General features: G+C 72.7%; 19 protein-coding genes. 2 read left to right on the plus strand and 17 right to left on the minus strand.

The window, feature by feature from the left end:
- Window positions 1–5: 5 nt before the first annotated feature.
- Window positions 6–2990 (minus strand): transglycosylase SLT domain-containing protein, encoded by a 2985-nt coding sequence (locus ACVWWH_RS15915; protein ID WP_457317214.1) that lies wholly within the window; start codon window positions 2988–2990, stop codon window positions 6–8.
- A 158-nt stretch (window positions 2991–3148) separates the two neighbouring features.
- Here ACVWWH_RS15915 and ACVWWH_RS15920 point away from each other — a divergent pair, with 158 nt between their 5' ends.
- Complete coding sequence (locus ACVWWH_RS15920) at window positions 3149–3772, plus strand: hypothetical protein (protein ID WP_457317215.1); 624 nt, start codon at window positions 3149–3151, stop codon at window positions 3770–3772.
- Window positions 3773–3790: 18 nt separating this feature from the next.
- Here the strand turns inward: ACVWWH_RS15920 and ACVWWH_RS15925 are convergent, their stop codons facing one another.
- From ACVWWH_RS15925 to ACVWWH_RS15975, 11 genes are all read right to left on the minus strand, one after another.
- Window positions 3791–4654, minus strand: coding sequence for a sigma-70 family RNA polymerase sigma factor (locus ACVWWH_RS15925; RefSeq protein ID WP_457317216.1), 864 nt, complete (start codon window positions 4652–4654; stop codon window positions 3791–3793).
- 166 nt (window positions 4655–4820) lie between these two features.
- Complete coding sequence (locus ACVWWH_RS15930) at window positions 4821–5066, minus strand: carbon storage regulator (RefSeq protein ID WP_447421131.1); 246 nt, start codon at window positions 5064–5066, stop codon at window positions 4821–4823.
- 36 nt (window positions 5067–5102) lie between these two features.
- Window positions 5103–6062: a hypothetical protein gene (locus tag ACVWWH_RS15935; protein WP_457317217.1), complete on the minus strand. Its 960-nt coding sequence runs from the start codon at window positions 6060–6062 to the stop codon at window positions 5103–5105.
- Window positions 6040–8076 carry a flagellar biosynthesis protein FlhA gene (locus tag ACVWWH_RS15940; RefSeq protein WP_457317218.1) on the minus strand — a complete coding sequence of 679 codons (2037 nt, stop codon included), beginning with the start codon at window positions 8074–8076 and terminating at the stop codon, window positions 6040–6042. The genes ACVWWH_RS15935 and ACVWWH_RS15940 overlap by 23 nt, the downstream gene beginning before the upstream one ends.
- Window positions 8073–9278 carry an EscU/YscU/HrcU family type III secretion system export apparatus switch protein gene (locus ACVWWH_RS15945; RefSeq protein ID WP_457317219.1) on the minus strand — a complete coding sequence of 402 codons (1206 nt, stop codon included), beginning with the start codon at window positions 9276–9278 and terminating at the stop codon, window positions 8073–8075. The genes ACVWWH_RS15940 and ACVWWH_RS15945 overlap by 4 nt, the downstream gene beginning before the upstream one ends.
- Window positions 9278–10036, minus strand: coding sequence for a flagellar biosynthetic protein FliR (locus ACVWWH_RS15950; RefSeq protein ID WP_066495396.1), 759 nt, complete (start codon window positions 10034–10036; stop codon window positions 9278–9280). The genes ACVWWH_RS15945 and ACVWWH_RS15950 overlap by 1 nt, the downstream gene beginning before the upstream one ends.
- Before the next feature lie 7 nt (window positions 10037–10043).
- Window positions 10044–10319 (minus strand): flagellar biosynthesis protein FliQ, encoded by a 276-nt coding sequence (gene fliQ, locus ACVWWH_RS15955; protein ID WP_457317220.1) that lies wholly within the window; start codon window positions 10317–10319, stop codon window positions 10044–10046.
- Window positions 10316–11194, minus strand: coding sequence for a flagellar type III secretion system pore protein FliP (gene fliP / locus ACVWWH_RS15960; protein ID WP_457317221.1), 879 nt, complete (start codon window positions 11192–11194; stop codon window positions 10316–10318). Before fliP ends, fliQ begins: the two co-directional genes overlap by 4 nt.
- A complete protein-coding gene (fliO, locus tag ACVWWH_RS15965) occupies window positions 11191–11634 on the minus strand; it encodes a flagellar biosynthetic protein FliO (RefSeq protein ID WP_457317222.1) in 444 nt (147 codons plus the stop codon). Before fliO ends, fliP begins: the two co-directional genes overlap by 4 nt.
- Complete coding sequence (gene fliN / locus ACVWWH_RS15970) at window positions 11635–12318, minus strand: flagellar motor switch protein FliN (protein WP_457317223.1); 684 nt, start codon at window positions 12316–12318, stop codon at window positions 11635–11637.
- The gene (locus ACVWWH_RS15975) at window positions 12315–13304 is read right to left on the minus strand and encodes a flagellar motor switch protein FliM (protein WP_457317224.1); all 990 of its coding nucleotides are present in this window, start codon (window positions 13302–13304) and stop codon (window positions 12315–12317) included. Before ACVWWH_RS15975 ends, fliN begins: the two co-directional genes overlap by 4 nt.
- A 104-nt stretch (window positions 13305–13408) precedes the next feature.
- Between ACVWWH_RS15975 and ACVWWH_RS15980 the strand changes: the two genes are divergently transcribed.
- Window positions 13409–13648, plus strand: a complete 240-nt coding sequence (locus ACVWWH_RS15980) for a CsbD family protein (protein WP_457317225.1) — start codon at window positions 13409–13411, stop codon at window positions 13646–13648.
- 49 nt (window positions 13649–13697) lie between these two features.
- Here ACVWWH_RS15980 and ACVWWH_RS15985 read toward each other — a convergent pair whose 3' ends face one another.
- From ACVWWH_RS15985 to ACVWWH_RS16005, 5 genes are all read right to left on the minus strand, one after another.
- Window positions 13698–13997, minus strand: coding sequence for a hypothetical protein (locus tag ACVWWH_RS15985; protein WP_457317226.1), 300 nt, complete (start codon window positions 13995–13997; stop codon window positions 13698–13700).
- 137 nt (window positions 13998–14134) lie between these two features.
- Window positions 14135–14623 carry a hypothetical protein gene (locus ACVWWH_RS15990; RefSeq protein ID WP_457317227.1) on the minus strand — a complete coding sequence of 163 codons (489 nt, stop codon included), beginning with the start codon at window positions 14621–14623 and terminating at the stop codon, window positions 14135–14137.
- Window positions 14624–14732: 109 nt separating this feature from the next.
- Window positions 14733–15530, minus strand: coding sequence for an OmpA/MotB family protein (locus tag ACVWWH_RS15995; RefSeq protein WP_066495371.1), 798 nt, complete (start codon window positions 15528–15530; stop codon window positions 14733–14735).
- Complete coding sequence (locus ACVWWH_RS16000) at window positions 15527–16327, minus strand: motility protein A (RefSeq protein ID WP_457317228.1); 801 nt, start codon at window positions 16325–16327, stop codon at window positions 15527–15529. Before ACVWWH_RS16000 ends, ACVWWH_RS15995 begins: the two co-directional genes overlap by 4 nt.
- Window positions 16328–16339: 12 nt before the next feature.
- Window positions 16340–16630, minus strand: a complete 291-nt coding sequence (locus tag ACVWWH_RS16005) for a flagellar FlbD family protein (protein ID WP_066501953.1) — start codon at window positions 16628–16630, stop codon at window positions 16340–16342.
- Window positions 16631–16671 lie beyond the last annotated feature (41 nt).

Genomic DNA, 16671 nt, shown 5'->3' on the forward strand with positions numbered 1-16671 from the left:
GCCTCTCAGAACGTGGCCATGCGGGCCTTCACCTGGGCGACATAGGCCTTCGTGTCGTCGTACATGCCGCGGCTCTGGACCGAGCCGAGCCCCTGGTAGTAGCCGGCGATGGCCTCGTCCAGGTTCTTCGCCTCGGCCCTGAGCCAGCGGAGCATCGCGATGCCGCCGGCGATGTTGTCCGCGGTCTTGTTCAGATCGAGGTTCGGACGTCCCGTCATCCCGGCGAGCCAGTCCCGGTTGGCGGGCATGATCTGCATGACGCCGACGGCCCCCACCGGGGAGGTGACGTTCTGGCGGAAGCTGGACTCCTGTTCCGCGACCGCGAGGGCCAGGGCCGGATCCACGCCCATCTGCACGGCGGTCTGCCGGACCATGGCCTGGATCTGGGCGGCGGTCTCAGGGTTGGCGGCGGGCGGCGGAGCCGGCGAGGGGTTGGGCTTGGGGGCCGGGGCGGGCGTGGTCGGGAGCGGTGTGACGGTTCCGCTGGCAGCACCCACCGAAGCGACCACCTTGATCCCCGAGCTCCTGTTCCACTCGATGCGTCCCCCCTCGAAGTTCTGGGCAACGCCGCCGCTGATCGCGTACTCGCCGCTCGTGGGGTAGCCCATCTTGCCGCTCTCGTAGCCCATGCTTCCCCAGGCGGCCCGGATGGCGCCCATGGACTCGTGGGCCCCGGTCTTGGGGGACCACATGATGGCGCCGCCCTCGTACTGCTGGTAGACGCCGCCGTTCTTGAGGCCGCCGATCTCACCGCTCGTGGGGTAGCCGAGGGTGCCGTCCTGAGCTCCCATGCTCGACCAGACCCCGCGGATCGCGCCGAGCGACTCGTGGGCCCCGGTCCTCGGCGACCACACGATGCTCCCGCCCTGGAACGACTGGGTGACCCCGCCGCCCGCCAGGCCGCCGACTTCTCCCGAGGTGGGGTAGCCGAGCTTGCCGTCCTGGGAGCCGAGGCTCCCCCACGCCGCCCGGATGGCGCCCACCGATTCGAAGGCTCCCGTCGCCGGGGAGAACACGATGGCGCCGCCCTCATAGGACTGGGAGGTGCCGCCGTCCTTCAGGCCGGTGATCTCGGCGGAGGTGGGATAGCCGAGGTCGCCATTCTGCGCGCCCAGCTTCAGCCACCGATCCCGCAGCGGGCCCGTGGACTCGAAGGCGCCGTTCTGCGACGACCAGACGATCGCGCCACCCTCGTACGACTGGGTGACGCCGCCGTTCCTGAGGCCGCCGACCTCGCCCGAGGTCGGATACCCGAGCCTGCCCTTCTCGAGGCCGAGCCGCTGCCACGCGCCGCGGATCGCTCCCATGGACTCGAAGGCGCCGTTCTGGGGCGACCAGACGATCGCACCGTGCTCGTACATCTGGGAAACGCCGCCGCCCTTGAGCCCCGCGACCTCGCCGGAGGTGGGGTAGCCCATCTTCCCGTCCTCGAGGCCGAGCCGCTGCCACGCGCCGCGGATGGCGCCCTTCGACTCGAAGGCGCCGTTCTGGGGCGACCAGACGATCGCACCGTGCTCGTACATCTGGTAGACGCCGCCGCCCTTGAGCCCCCCGATCTCGTCCGAGGTGGGGAAGCCGAGCGACCCGTTCTCGAACCCGAGCCGCTGCCAGGCGCCGCGGATCGCGCCCGTGGAGACGCGGGCGCCCCCGGACGGCGTCCAGACCACGGCTCCGCGCTGGTACATGTGGTACAGGCCGCCGTCCCGCAGGGTGCCGATGCCGCCGAAGCCCGGGCCGAGGCCGAACTCCGCGGCCTTGGCATCCATCAGCGCCGCCACGTTGTCGGGCAGAGCGCCCCTGGCCGTGATGCTGACGGTTGCGGAGGCGGCGCCGGCGGTGTTGATGCTCACGCGGGTGCCGCCGGCGGTGGTGAAGGTCTGGCCAGGCTGCCAGGCGAGGTTGGCCGCGTACACCCCGGTGAACGGCTTGGTGCTCGGCGGGATGAGGAGGGACTCGCTCTCGTCGAGGCCGCCCTTGATGATCTGCACGCCCTTGTTGCCGGCCAGGGCCGTGGGCGCGTCGTAGCCGACCGGCGCCCGATACTGCAGGTAGTACCACTCGCCCGTGGCGGGGTCCTTGAACTTCGCCGCCCGCCGCGGGGCGGTGCCGGCCCAGGGCGTGAGGGTGTAGGTGGCGGCCGCGCCGGGGGTTCCCAGAGTGGCGATCTCGTCCCCGCGGCCCATGCCGCCGTACTCGTAGAGGTACGCGTTCAGCTGCGGCTGGCTGTAGCGGGAGAGGCCCATGACGTCGGTGCCGTCCCCGTACCCACGGGTGCTGCAGGCGCTGTCCGCGAAGCGCGCCCCGGAGCGGACGGCGTCGACCGTCCCGCTACCGCACTGGAGCGTGTTGGCATGGCCGATGCCGAGGATGTGGCCCATCTCGTGTGCGGTCACGGCGCCCGTGAAGCCCGAGGGCCGCGGGAGCAGGATCCGCCCGCTGGTCTGGCTTGCCGTCCATCCGGCCCCGAGGTTTCCCTTGCTCCCGGAGACCAGCACATCGTCCCGGGGCACGGCGAGCAGGAGGACTGTCGAGGAACCGGGGGTCCAGCCGAGTTCGCGGGACACCGTGCTCATGATGGCGGCGAAGTCGTCGCCCGAGGAGGCCGAGGTCTTGAAGCCCGTCACGACCTTGTCCACGCGCAGCGTGATGCGGCCGGCCGACATCGCGGACCAGTAGCTGCCCGCGGACGCGACCGCGTTGCGGTACGCGGACACGTCGAGCGCGGCGGTGTCGGCGGCGCTCTTGTCCTTGGTCTGCAGGGTCACGATCGTCACCGCGATCTGGGCCGCGCGCTGCGGGTAGCCGGCAGTGACCGCGGCGGCGAGGGTCGCGTGGGCGGGTGCTCCCCCGAGCAGGGACGGGGCCAGCGCGACCGCCAGCGAGGCGGCGGTGGAGGCGACGGTGCGCGCGTTCTTGGCCGCCTGGGCGCCCAGCGCATCGCTCCTGGGCCGAGCGGGTGGCTCGGCGCGGTGCTTCGGACTGCGGCGCATTGGGTAGTCCTCCATGGGCGACTGGTTCCAGTGGGAATACTACGGCGAATTTGACATGTACAACTAATGCGCCGGAATTTCCCGGTCCTAGCCCCCTTTGACATGTACAATCAGGCGTGCCCGGGAGGGACAGCCCGGGACCGAGGAGACATGCCCGCATGACCCACATCAGCCCTGCCATTGCTGCCATCGTGCTGGAGGAAGGCGACCGGTTCGCGCTGCTCGCCGGAGGCGAGGAGCGCACCGGCACGGTGGCCGGGAGGACCGACACCGGCTGCCTCCGTTTCACGGACGACGCCACGGGACGCACGGTCCTGGCGGACCTGTCCCACTGGGAGGCGGTGCGGGTCGACAGCACGAGGCTCGCCCGCCGCCCGGACATCCGGCCCCACTGGCTGCGCGACGAGATCGCGGCGGATCCCAGCCAGCTGGGCCTCGGCGCCCTCCGGCACGCCCCCCTCTCCCCGAGGGGCATCCACAGCCTCATCCTCGATGACCCGGCGACGGGGATCCGGTACGCCGTGGACATCCAGCATGGCCCGTGCGACGAGGACCAGATCGCCCGCTCGTCTGCCGCAGCGAGCGCGGAGCAGCTCCGCAGCCTGCACACCACCGTGGTCGCGGTGGTGGTGGCCGAACGGATCCCTGCGGCCCTGCGTGCGAAGGTCGAGCTGGGCATCGAGGCGCGTGCGACCGACATGGGCCGCGGGATCCGCCTTGAGATGGTCCCGCTCCCGAAGGAGTGCCCCGCGCCGTTCGCCGGGCTCATCGGGGCCGCCTGAGCCCCGTGCCCGCGCGGCCTAGGACTCGGCCGCGAAGACGGCCGGGCCGGTGAACGCGCGGGCGGCCATGGCAGCCTCGCGCCGGAGCCCGCCCCGCCGGATGCCGTTCGCGGCGGCCGCGAAGGCCTCGAGGTACGGCGCCATCCTCGCGGACCCGGCCCCCGCAGCACCCGCCACGGCGGGAGGCTCGGAGCCGCCCTGCCCCTCGCGATCGGAGAAGTGGCGCTCGAGCCCCTCACGCAGGAGCCGCATCGCCTCGCTGCGCTGCTGCGACACGGCGGAGGAGGTGATGCCGAGATCGGCGGCGACGTCCTTGACGGCCCTGCCCTCGAGGTAGATCGCGGTGACGATGGAGCGCAGGCGCCCGGGAAGCGCCTGCACTGCGGCCTGGAGGTACCGGGAGCGCTCGGCGGCGAGCACCGCATCCTCCGGCGCCACCGCCTCGGCCACGAGGGCCTCCGCGGCGTCGTCGAGCGTCCCCACAGTGCGGGCGGCGTCGGCGAAGCTGTCGCGCACCTGCTCGCGCGTGAGCCCGAGGGCGGTGGCGAGCTCGTCCTCGGTCGGCTGGCGCCCCAGCCCTGCGGCGAGCGCCTCGGCGGTCGCCTGGACGGCCTTGATCCGCTTGCGCGTGCCGCGCCCCGCCCAGTCGAGCGAGCGGAGCTCGTCCGAGAGCGCGCCCGTGATGCGCCGCCGCGCGTACGCGCCGAAGGGGACCCCGGTTGAGGGGTCGTACGAGTCCGCGGCGAGGACGAGGCCCAGCGCGCCGACCGAGGCCATGTCCTCGCGCGAGAGATGGGTGGCCCGCGCGCACAGGTCGGAGACCAGGTAGCCGACGAGCGGCAGATTCTGCAGGACGAGGCTGTTGCGCTCTCGGATATCCACGTGCACCCCTGTGAGACCAAGCTGGCGTGAAGCCCGTGGAGGGACATCGACGACCCCAGCCGTCACCTCGTTGGACATGTACATTCTTATCCTGACAACGTTGTACATGTCCATTCGCTGAGCGTGACACGCCGTGTCACGCTCGAAAAAAGGGTGTGACCGGGCCTCAGGCCTTCGCGGCGGCCCCCGGGGCAGGGGGCAGGCCGCGCAGCACCTCCGCGGCCTCGGCCTGGGTCGCGGCGCGGTTCGCGTCCGCCACGGCCTCGAAGATCTCCTCGCGCTTGACGGTGAGGTGCCGCGGAGCCTCGATGCCGATGCGGATTCCCTCGCCGCCTCGGTTCTCGAGGAAGGTGATGACGATGTCCTCGCCGATCATGATCTTCTCGCCGGGCTTGCGGGTCAGGACGAGCATGGGATTCCCCTTCCGTGGGTAGCGGGCGTGGCGCCCTCAGAGCACCGTCCGTGGTGCTGGCGATCCGTCCACCCAGCCTAGGGGAAGGCCCAGGCGGTTGACGGTGTGGGCGGTGCGGGTCTCCCCCGCGCCGAGGACCGCGAGCGCATCGACGGGCAGGGCGCCGCGCACCCTGTCGGTCCAGTCCGCGGTGTCCTCCGGTTTGTGGCGCGCGTCGACCACGAGCCAGACCTGGTCTGCGGCGAGCTCGGCGGCGCCCTCGAGGTGGGGCAGCCCGTCGGCGACCGTGCCGAGCGAGCAGGCCACGAGCGCGGCCCTGCCTGCCTCGACGGCGGCGGCGCGGGCCGTGACGGCGTCCCACCGGCCGGCGAGGTGCGGCCGGTTGGCGAGGACGACGGCGCCCGCCCCGTACAGCTCCCACCTCGCCCCCTGCCGGGGGTGCTCCGCCGGCCCCTGCTGGTCGGCCGTCCCCGCGTGCTCCGTCATCGACTGCGCGACGGCGCGGGCGGCTCCTCCCACCCCGAGGACCAGGACGAGGTCGCCGGGAGCGGAGAGCGGCGCGGGGACGTCCCCGGCGTCGACCTCGCGGCGCAGCCGCTGCAGGAGCGCCTCGAAGTCCGTGGCCTCCGTCGAGACCGCGCGCGGCGGTGGGCCGTCCGCCGGTCCTTCCGCCGGGCCGCCCGGTGTGCGGCCCCCGCGCGGCCGGTCGGCGGTGTGCAGGGCGTCCTCGGCGGTCTCGGCCTCCTCCAGGAGGGCGGCGATCCCGGTACGGGCGGTGAGCGCGTGCGGGACGGCGGGTGCCAGCGCGACGACCGGTTCGTCGTCGTCCGGAACCAGCACGGTGACCTCGATGTGCCGGCGCCCGAGGAAGCCGCCGAGGCCGCCGTCGAGGACCCGCTCGGCGCGGACGATCCGCGCGGCCGCCCCATAGGTCTCGGCGGCCTCGCGGGTGAGGTCCTCGAGGGAAGCGCCCCTAAGCTGGAACTGCTGAGCCAAGGCGCACCACCCCGATCGTCTCGATGGCCAGCTCGGCCGAGGTCACCTCGGCGTAGGAGAGCACGGGCACGCCGGCGGGCGGATGGGGCACGATCCTGCGCAGGGCGGGCCGCAGCATAGGCGCGCACACGAGCACCGCGGCCCTGCCGGCGGATTCGGCCGCGGCCACCGCGGAGCTGAGCGAGGTCAGGATCGCGTCGAGCTTGCCGGGGTCCATGACGAGCTGGGTCCCGGTCTCCCCCGGGCGCAGGTCCTGGACGAGGGTCTGCTCGAGCACGGGCTCCACGGTGATGACGGAGAGGCGGCCGTTCTCGGCGAACCGCGCGACGAGGGCCGGCCCGAGGGCGAGCCGGGCGGCCTCGATGAGCCCTTCGGGGTCCGCGGAGGCCTTGGCCCGCAGCGCGAGGGCCTCGTAGATGCGGGTGAGGTCGTTGATGGGCACCTGCTCGGACAGGAGGCCCTGGAGCACGCGGTGGAGCTCGGCGAGGGTCAGCAGCGCCGGGGTGAGCTCCTCGACCGCCGCCGGGCTCGTGGCGCGCACGCCCTCGGTGAGCACCCGGACGTCCTCCCGGGAGAGGAGGCGCGCCGCGTTGGCGGTCACGATCGAGGACAGGTGCGTGACGAGCACGCTCACCCGGTCGATCACGGTGGCGCCGGTCATCTCGGCGCTGTGGCGCATCTCGGCGGGGATCCACTTGCCGGCGAGGCCGAAGACCGGCTCGACGATGGCCGTGCCGGGCAGGGCGTCGAGGAAGTCGCCGAGGGCGAGGAGCCGTCCGGCGGGGGCCGTCCCGCGTCCGGCCTCGACCCCCGCGACCCGGATGGCGTAGGTGGCCGGCGGCAGCTCCACGCTGTCGCGGGTGCGGACGGCGGGGATGACCACGCCGAGGTCCATGGCGATCTTGTGCCGCAGCGACTTCACGCGGGCCAGGAGGTCGTCCGGCGAGCCGCCCACGAGGTCCACGAGGTCGGGGGCGAGCAGGATCTCGAGCGGGTGGACCCGCATCTGCTCGAGGAGCAGCTGGTTCGCGTCCGGCTCCGGTGCGGCGTCCGCGGCGCCGGCGGCAGCACCGGCGTCGTCCGCCGGCTTCACCCGGCGCGAGGCGAGGATGAGGGCCCCGCCGACGCCGAGGAAGGGCAGCGGCGGCATGCCCGGGATGAGCGCCATGACCACGGCGGCGCAGCCCGCGATGAGCAGCGCATTGCGCGACTGGGAGAGCTGCTTCGATGCGGCCTGGCCGAGGTCCGCCTCGGCGTTGGAGCGGGTGACGATCATGCCGGTGGAGACGGCCATGAGCAGCGCGGGGATCTGGGTGACGAGCCCGTCGCCCATCGTGAGGAGGCTGTAGGTGCCCACGGCGTCGCCGAGGGAGAGGCCCCGCTGGGCCATGCCCACCCCGATGCCGCCGACGATGTTCACCACGATGATGACGATCCCGGCGATCGCGTCTCCCTTGACGAACTTCGAGGCGCCGTCCATGGCGCCGTAGAAGTCCGCCTCGGCGGAGACCTCCGCGCGCCGCTGCCTGGCCACGACATCGGTGATGAGCCCGGCGTTGAGGTCCGCGTCGATGGCCATCTGCTTGCCCGGCATGGCATCGAGCGTGAAGCGGGCCCCGACCTCGGCGACACGCTCGGCGCCCTTGGTGACCACGACGAACTGGATCACCACGAGGATCACGAACACGACCGCGCCGATGATGAGGGAGCCGCCCACGGTGACCTTGCCGAACGCGTCGATGACCTGGCCCGCGTAGCCCTGCCCGAGCACGAGGCGCGTGGAGGCGACGTTGAGGCCGAGCCGGAACAGGGTCGCGACGAGCAGCAGGGAGGGGAACACGGAGAAGTCGAGCGGCTTCTTCACGAACATGCTCGTGAGCAGGATGACCAGCGCGAGCAGGATGTTGCACACGATCAGGACGTCGAGCAGCGGCGCCGGCACCGGCACCACGAGGAGCAGGACGATGCCGACGATCCCGATCGGCACGGCGAGCCTGGACAGGGTGCGGTTCACAGCGGGGCTCCTCGGGTGGGAACGGGCGGGGCGGGCGTGGTGGCAAGCGCGGGCGGGACAGAAAGCGTGGGCGGGCTAGCAAGCACGGGCGGGCTGGCGGGCGCGGGGCGGCCGGAAAGGACCGCCGGCCGCTGCGGGACGGTGTGGACGCCGGCTGCGGCGCCGCGGGCCTTGAGGGCCATGACGAACGCGAGGACCCCGGCCACGGCGGTGTAGAACTCGAGCGGGATCTCCTGCCCGAGCTCGCACGCGGCGTGGAGGGCCCGGGCGAGCGGGACGTCGCGCACCATGGGCACACGCTCCTGCTCGGCCTCCTCGCGGATGCGGGCGGCGACCGTCCCGGCCCCCTTCGCGACGATGCGCGGGGCGGACTTGCCGGGCTCGTAGCGCAGCGCCACGGCCACGTGGGTCGGGTTGACGAGCACGACGTCGGCACTTGCCACCGCGGCGATCATCCGGTTGCGGGACATCGCCAGCTGGCGCGAACGGCGCTGCGAGCGCACGAGCGGGTCGCCCTCGCTCGTCTTGGTCTCCTCCTTGACCTCACGCTTGGTCATGCGCGTCCTGGTGCGGTTGCGGCGCATCACGACGGCGACGTCCGCGGCGGCGAGCAGCACTCCGGCCGCGACGGCGAACTGCAGCAGGGACGCCGCGCCGCCGCCGGCCTCGGCCAGCAGCCCCGAGATGGGGAGGCCACCGGCGGAGAGCAGGACCGGCACGAGCCCCTGGACCACGTTCCACAGCACGAGGCCCACCACGGCGGTCTTCGCCAGGGCCTTCACGCCGCCCCAGAGCGCCTGGACGCCGAACATGCGTTTGAGCCCCTGGGCGGCGTTGAAGTTCTCGAAGGAGGCCTTGAACCGCTTCACGTGCACGCCGCCCTGCAGGGCCGAGCCGGCGAGCACCGCGGCGAAGACGGCCGCGACCAGCGGGCCCACGGTGCCGGCGAGCGAGCCGAACCCGTCGGAGAGGGCCGCGACGGCCTTGGCGGGGTCCGGGCTCGCCGCGACGGAGGCGGCGGTGAACAACTGGGCGGCGCCGGCGTCCGCGGCGCGGGAGACGGTGGAGGGCAGCATGAGCGCGCCGACGCCCACGGCGAGCCACGCGGTGAGGTCCTGCGAGCGGGAGAGCTGGCCCTTGGACCGGACCTCGCGCAGGCGCCTGTCGGTGGCCTTCTCGGTGCGCTCCTGGGAGTCCGCCATCACCTCACCCCTAGCAGGAGGGAGGCGGCCTGCTCGGCGAGGGCGGAGACGACCCGGGGCAGGGCGAGGAACATGACGCCGGAGAGGCCGAGCGTGATGAGGACCTTGAGCGGGAAGCCCATCTGGAACGCGTTGAGCGCCGGGGCCACGCGGGTGAGCAGCCCGAGCCCCACATCGGCGAGGAAGAGGACGGCCATGAGCGGCCCGGCGATCTGGACGGCGGAGACGAACATGCCGCTCGCGGCGGTGACCATGGCCGCGACGGGCTTGGCCAGGTCCAGGCCCCCGCCGAGTGGGATGGCCGTCACACTGCCGGTGAGCCCGGCGAGGACCACCTGGTAGCCGTCCGAGGAGAAGAGGAGGGCGAGGGCCGCCATCTGCACGAGCCGGGTGAACTGGGCGCCGTTGACCATGCTCTGCGGGTCGTAGCCCTGGGCGAGCTGGAACCCGCCGGAGAGGTCGATGAGGGAGCCGGCGGCCTGGAGCGCGGCGAACACGAGGTAGACGAGGAAGCCGAGGGCGAGGCCGGTGACGAGTTCGAGGACGAGTCCCGTCACGAAGCCGGCCGTATCGAGCGGCTGCCGGCCGGCTGCCGCCCGGGCGGACACGGCGAGCCCGAGCCCCACGCCGAGCATGGCCTTGATGCGGGCCGGGAACGCGTTGTGGGAGAACGGGGGCGCGATGAAGAGGAACGCCGTCATGCGGACGGCGGCGAGCATGACGGCCTCGATCCAGCCCTGGTCGATGGGGATGTCCATGGTCCCCTCACGCCGATCCGAGGAGGGAGGGCAGGCGGGCGAAGAGGTCGTTGGTGAAGGAGACCATCTCGGAGATCATCCAGTGCCCGCAGACCACGAGGGCCACGGCGACCGCGACAGCCTTGGGCACGAAGGAGAGCGTGGCCTCCTGCAGCTGGGTGATCGACTGCACCAGGGAGACCGCGAGCCCCACGACCAGGGCGGTGACGAGGACGGGCGCGGAGAGCTTCGCGGCGGCGATGAGGCCCTGGAGGAGGATGTCGAGGACGGCGGAGGTGTTCATGGGCTGCCGCCGTGGTAGCTCTGGATGAGCGAGGTGATGATGAGCCCCCAGCCGTCGACGAGGATGAACAGCAGGATCTTGAACGGCAGCGAGATCATCACGGGCGGGAGCATCATCATGCCCATCGACATGAGCGCGGCGGAGACCACGAGGTCGATGATGAGGAACGGGATGAAGATGACGAACCCGATGATGAAGGCCGAGCGCAGCTCGGAAATCATGAACGCCGGGATGAGCGTCTGCAGCGGCGTCGCGGCGGCGCTGGCGGGGTTCTCGAGCCCGGCGGCCCGGGTCATGAGCGCGATGTCCTCCTGGCGCGTGTGGGCGGACATGAACTTGGACAGCGGCCCGCTGGCCGCCGAGAACGCGTGGCCGAAGTCGAGGTGGCCGCCCAGATAGGGCTGCACGGCGAGGTTGTTGATGTCGCTGACCACCGGCCACATGATGAACAGCGACAGGAACAGGGCCAGCCCCGCGAGGACCTGGTTGGGCGGCACCGAGGTGAGCCCGAGCGCGTTCCGGGTCATCGCCAGGACCACGAAGATCTTGGTGAACGAGGACATCATGAGCAACAGCGCGGGCGCGACCGAGAGCAGCGTGATGCCGATGAGGGTCACGACCGCGGAGGACGGCGCGTTGTCCGGGGTGTTGATCTGCAGCGTCAGGCCGCCGCTTCCGCCGGGCGTGGCGGGGGCGGTGGGGTCGCCGGGGCCGGCGGGCCCTGTGGGCTCGAGCGGCAGCCCGGCGGCGTGGCCTGCCGCCGCGGCGGCGAGCTGGAGCACGATCGCGGCGAGGGCCGCGAGGACGAGGAGCACGAGCGCGCGGGCGGCCCAGGCGGGCACCCGCACCCCCCGCGCGTCCGCGGCGAGGGTCACTGCCGCCGCCCGCCGCGCAGCGCGGCAGCCGCGAGCCGCCATGTGCCGGGGTCGAGGAGGGAACCTGCCAGCGGCGCCGGCTGCCCGGCGAGGCGTCCCTGCTGGGCCGCCAGCTCCGCGTCGAACGACGCCGCGTGGCGGGCCGCCCGGCGCGTCGCCGCCGTGGGGGCCTCGGCCTCGGCGGGCTCCGGCGCGGGGGCCTCGGCGGTGTGCAGGACGCTGATGCCGTGCTCGGTGACGCCGAGCATGAACCGCTTCCCGTCCGTGTCCACGAGCACCACGGAGGCCTTCGGCCCCACGCTCTGCCGGGAGACCAGGCTCAGGGGCCGGCCCTTCGCCGCCGCGGGGCCGCGGCGCAGGCGCCGGTACAGGAGCCACATGACCCCCAGCACGGCGCCGAGCGAGACGAGGACCCGCAGGCCCAGCATGAGCGAGTCCATTCAGCGCTGGGCGTCGGCCGTGTCGAGGATCCGCGAGATGCGCACGGCGTAGTCCTGGTCGACGACCACGATCTCGCCGAGCGCGATCCGGCGCCCGTTGAGGAGCACGTCCACGGGGGCCCCGGCCGAGCGGTCGAGTTCGATGATCTTCCCCGGCTCCATGGCGAGGGCCTCGCGGATGCTCATCCGGGTCCGGCCGATCTCCACGGTGAGCGCCATCTCGACGTCCTGGATGCGGCCGAGCCTGTCGGCGAAGGTCCCCGGGTCCTCGCCCTGCCCGGCCGGCTCCGTGAGCCGGACCGCGAACCAGCCGAACGGCGCGGCGCCGTCGGAGATCTCGAAGACGGCGACGCCGGGGGCGCCGGACAGGAGCCCAGCGGGGTCTCCCTCGACCAGCTCGGACAGGACGCCGTCCCCGAGTGCCGCGGCGGCGCGTTCGAGCGCGGGCCGCAGCACCGCCGTCGTGCGCGCGGCCGGGCCGCCGCCGGCCTCGGCGACGAAGCCGGTGTCCGCGAGGGCGAGCACGAGCTCGGCGGCGGCCGGCCCGATGAGCGAGGCCGAGACCACGGCCGCCGCCATCGGGGCGGGCGAGCCGGTGAGCTGGCCGGAGACGCGCAGGCCAGGGACGGGGAGGGTGGCCGCGAGCTGCTCGGCGGCGGAGGCGGTGCGGGCCGGGGTGCTCACGGGCGGTGCTCCTTGACGGGGACGATGGCGGGGCGGGGGTCAGCAGGGTGCGGGTCAGCTGGGTGCGGGGCCGGCGGGCCCTGGGACGCGGCGCCGGGCGGGGGTGCCGTGAGCGCGACGATGCGGGCCGCGGCGCGGGACCCGCTGCGGACCACCATCGCCTGGGCGAGGTCCCGGCCGCCCACGCTCACGTGGAACGGCTCGCGCTCGTGGTGCGGCAGCGGGATGGTGTCGCCGACGGCGAGGGCGAGCACCTGCTCGGGGGTGATGGTCGCCTCGGCGAGCCGGACGGCGACCTCGACGGGGACCTCGGCGAGCTGGCGGCGCACAAGCTGGGGGGCGTCCTCGGCGCTGGCCACCGGGTTCACGGCGCCCAGCTGCGGCAGCAGCGCATCGGCGGGGATCGCGACCGTCACGGCGGTGGCGGACTCCCCCACCCGGACGGTGAACGCGACCACGACCATGAGGTCCGCGGTCGCGGCGGCCTGGGCGAACTGGGAGTTGTGCTGGATGGACTCGACCCGGGCCGTCGCGGGCAGCAGCGGGCCGAGCGAGTAGGCCAGGACGTCGAGGGCCTCGTCCACGAGGTTCTTCACGAGCGCGTGCTCGAGCGGGGTGAACTTGCGCTCGAGGCCGGCCTTGTCCACGTGGCCGCCGAGCATGCGGGCCACCCAACCGAGCGCTGCGGGGGTGGGGAACTGGACGACCATCTTGGCCGGGTGCTCCCCGAGGACGCAGCGGACCATGGTGGTCACGGGCACCAGGGAGGCCACGTACTCGTCGTAGGTCTGCACGAGCAGGGACTCCGTGGTGACCGTGGACTTGGTGCGGACCTTCGCGGTCAGCTGGGTGCCCCATTGGCGGGCGAACGAGTCGAAGGCCGCCTCGAGGATGCGGCTGTGCTCGCGCGCGAGAGTGGTGGGGCGCCGGAAGTCGTACGGCTCGGCGATTCTGGCCTGGGGCATGCCGAGGTCCTGCGCAGTCACGCCCCGGACTATCGGCAGCCGGGGACCCGCGGTAAGGGGCTCTGGCCGGTTCCGCGCTCCCGGGAGTAGCGTCGTCCTCATCCACACCGTTGGGAGGATCAGCCATGGGACTCGAAGACAAGTTCGACGCGGCAGCGGACAAGCTCAAGGGCAAGGTCGAAGAAGCCGTCGGCAGGGTTACCGACGACCGTTCGAAGGTCGTCAGGGGCAAGGTGGACCAGGCCAAGGGCGGCCTGAAGGACACGGTCGCGGACCTCAAGGCCCACACGAAGGACAGCGTCGACGAGGCCGACGCGGACCGCCGTCGCACCGGCGAGGCGGGCGGGGACGGGCTCGTCCCCTAGCCCGCCCGCCCGGGCCCGCTCCTCCGGCCCGTTCCTCCGTCTACTCTCGCTACTCCTCTGGCCCCTCGTCGCCGCCGGCCGAGGGGTACTCCTCTTCCTCGGCGCCGGGCGGGTAGTCCTCGTCGCTGCCCGGGATCCCCTCGGCCTGCTCGAGCAGGTCTGCCTCGGAGGCCTCGGCATCCATGCGGGGCCGCGACGTCTCGCCGGTCGGGAGGGCCGGGGCGTGCTGCTCTGCGTAGTCTGCCTCGGGGGCCTCCACCGGCGGGGTGCCGACGGGATCGGCCTGCGCGGCGGGTTCCGCGGGCAGGGCCTGCTCGAAAGCGTCGGCCTCGGGCTTTTCCTCAGTCATCGCGATGCCTCCTGCTGTGAGTCGTGGAGAGTCCGGCGGGCTCTCCCCCTGTCCTTGACCTCCCTGAGCGTTCCCGGCCCGAGCCGTCCTCAAACCAGCGCGGGCCCATCCGGCAGAGTGCTGTCCATGACGGGAATCTAGCCTGCGAACGTCAGGCTGACGGTGAGCGGCGCCGAGGGGAACTGGGTGCCGAGGGTGAAGGACTGGGCGCCCAGAGCGGCGGCCACCGGCCCCAGCGGGCCAGCGAGCACGGTGGTGATCGAGCCGAGGACCGCGACGGCCGCCTTGGCCGCGGTCGCGAGACCGTGGTGCCACGGGCTCTTGGGGGCGTAGACCCGGGCCACGACGTAGGAGGCGAGGGCCGCCCAGGCTTGGACGGCCGCATAGCGGTCCAGCGCGCCGTCCCGTCCCAGGGCCTCGCCGCCGGACGCCTGCGGCCCGTGGGACTCGACGTCGAGCCGGCATTCCGCAAGGACCCGCGCGAGCAGCCGGACGACGTCCTCCTCGATCTCCCGGACCCACTCGCTGATGTCGGGAAGCCTCTGGTCCGCCTCCGCAAGCTCGCGTTCGAGGGAGTCGATGCGCCGCTCGACCTCGGCGCGGAGCTCCTCGCTGGGCCCGTTCATCGCAGTCCTTTCGCATCTGTGCAGCCAGAATTGTGCTCTATGTCCGAGCCGCTGGTCCAGAGGCGGACGGCCCGCCCGCAGCGGCCAGCCGGTACCGCCCTGAGGGCGCCTACTTCTGCCCCGCCCGGGCCTTGAGCGCCTCGGGGATGAGGGCCCGGACCTCCTCGGACTGGTCGGAGAGCACGACGACGTCGACGCGGCGGTTCTGCTCGTAGTCGGCATCGCTCGTGCCCGTGTTCGCCGGGCGGGAGGATCCGTAGCCGGTGGCGCCGATACGCGCCCCCGGCAGGCCGTCCCGCTCGACCATCACCCGCAGCACCTTCGTGGCCCGTTCGGAGGAGAGCTCCCACACGGACGGGTAACCCGTGATGAGGTTCGCGGCGTGGCCCTCGACCGAGACGTGCAGCGGGGTCGGGACGATCACGGGCGTGACCGCATCGAGCACGCTCACCGCGCGCGGGGTGAGGGCCGAGCTGTCCGGGCTGAAGAACGTCTGCGATCCGACCAGCCGGACGGTGAGCCCGCGCTGGTCGATCGTGAACTGCACGTCCCCGAGGAGGCCCTTCGCGTCGAGGCGCGCGGCCATCTGCTCCTTCAGGGCAGTGAGCCGGTCCACCTCCTTGGTCGCGAGCGCGAGGCTCGAGAACCCCTCGGTGTCCTTGCTGGCCTGATCGGGCGGGACCACGGTGCCCGTGGCCGTATCGATCTTCTGGGTGACGGTGGTGCCGAAGCCGGTCGCCAGGGAGTTGCGGAGCTTCTCGAAGCGGTTCTGGTCCACGGAGGACATCGCGTAGAGGACCACGAAGAGGCAGAACAGGACCGTGATCATGTCCATGTAGGAGATGGCCCAGCGCTCGTCGACGTGGAAGGGCTCCGGGGCCCTGCGCGGGGTGCGGCGTCGGCTCACGCGGCGGCCCTCATCTTCTCCTTCGCGTCCGCCCGCCCCCGGTCCTTGACGTGGTGCTCCGGGACCATGGCCCGCAGGCGGTCCGCGAGCAGCATGGGCTGGGCGCCGCCCTGCACGGCGAGGATGCCCTCCATGATGAGCGTCATGCGCTCGATCTCGAGCTCGGACAGGCGGGCGATGCGGGCGGAGATGGGGAGCCAGATGAAGTTGGCGGAGAGCAGGCCCCAGAGGGTGGCGATGAAGGCGCTGGCGATCATGGGGCCGAGCGAGGTGGGGTCGGAGAGGTTCTCGAGCACGTGGGTGAGGGAGACGACCGTGCCGATGATGCCCATGGTGGGGGCGTAGCCGCCGAGGGCGGCGAAGAACTTGGCATCGGCGTGGTCGGCCCGGGACTTCGTGCCGATCTCGTCCTCCATCATGATGCGCAGTTCCTCGGCGTCGGTGCCGTCGGCCACGTTCTGCAGGGCGCGGGAGAGGAAGGGGTCCTCCGTGTCGGTGGCCTCGGCCTCGAGCGCGAGGAGGCCCTCCGCGCGGGCCTTCTCGGCGAGCGCGATGATCTTGTCGATGCTCTCCTGCGGCTTCGGGGGCCGGCCCATCGCGGCGCGCGGGACGGCGCGGAAGGCGCGCAGGGTGTCCTTGAGGGTGTTGCCGGCCAGGCCCACCGCGAGGGTGGCGCCGAAGACGAGGATCATGGGCGGGGGCAGGATGAGGGCGGTGACGCTCGCGCCCTCCATCGACACGATCGCGACGACGGACCCGAACGCGAGGACGAGTCCGACGATGAGTGACGGGTCCATGGTGCTGTTCTCCTAGCGCTGGGTGGGGCGCAGGGGCGTGGCCCCCGGGCCGGGATCGTTCTCCTCTGTCCCCCGCACGAGGCTGAGCTGCTGCCCCTGGCCCACCGTGAGCCCGCGCGCCGTGGCCAGCACGAGGGCGCGGTAGTCCGCGATGAGCCCGATGATCTCGGCCAGGCTCTCCCGCACCACGTAGGTGGCGCCCCCGACCATCACGAGGGTCGTGTCAGGGTTCTCCTGCACTCGCTCGATGAGGTCGGGGTTGACTGCGAAGCGTGACCCGTTGAGGCGGGTGACTGCGATCATGGGGCCGTTCTTCTGCTCGGGGGCGAGGCTCACGGCCTCGC

It is taken from the genome of Sinomonas sp. RB5 (assembly GCF_054063535.1).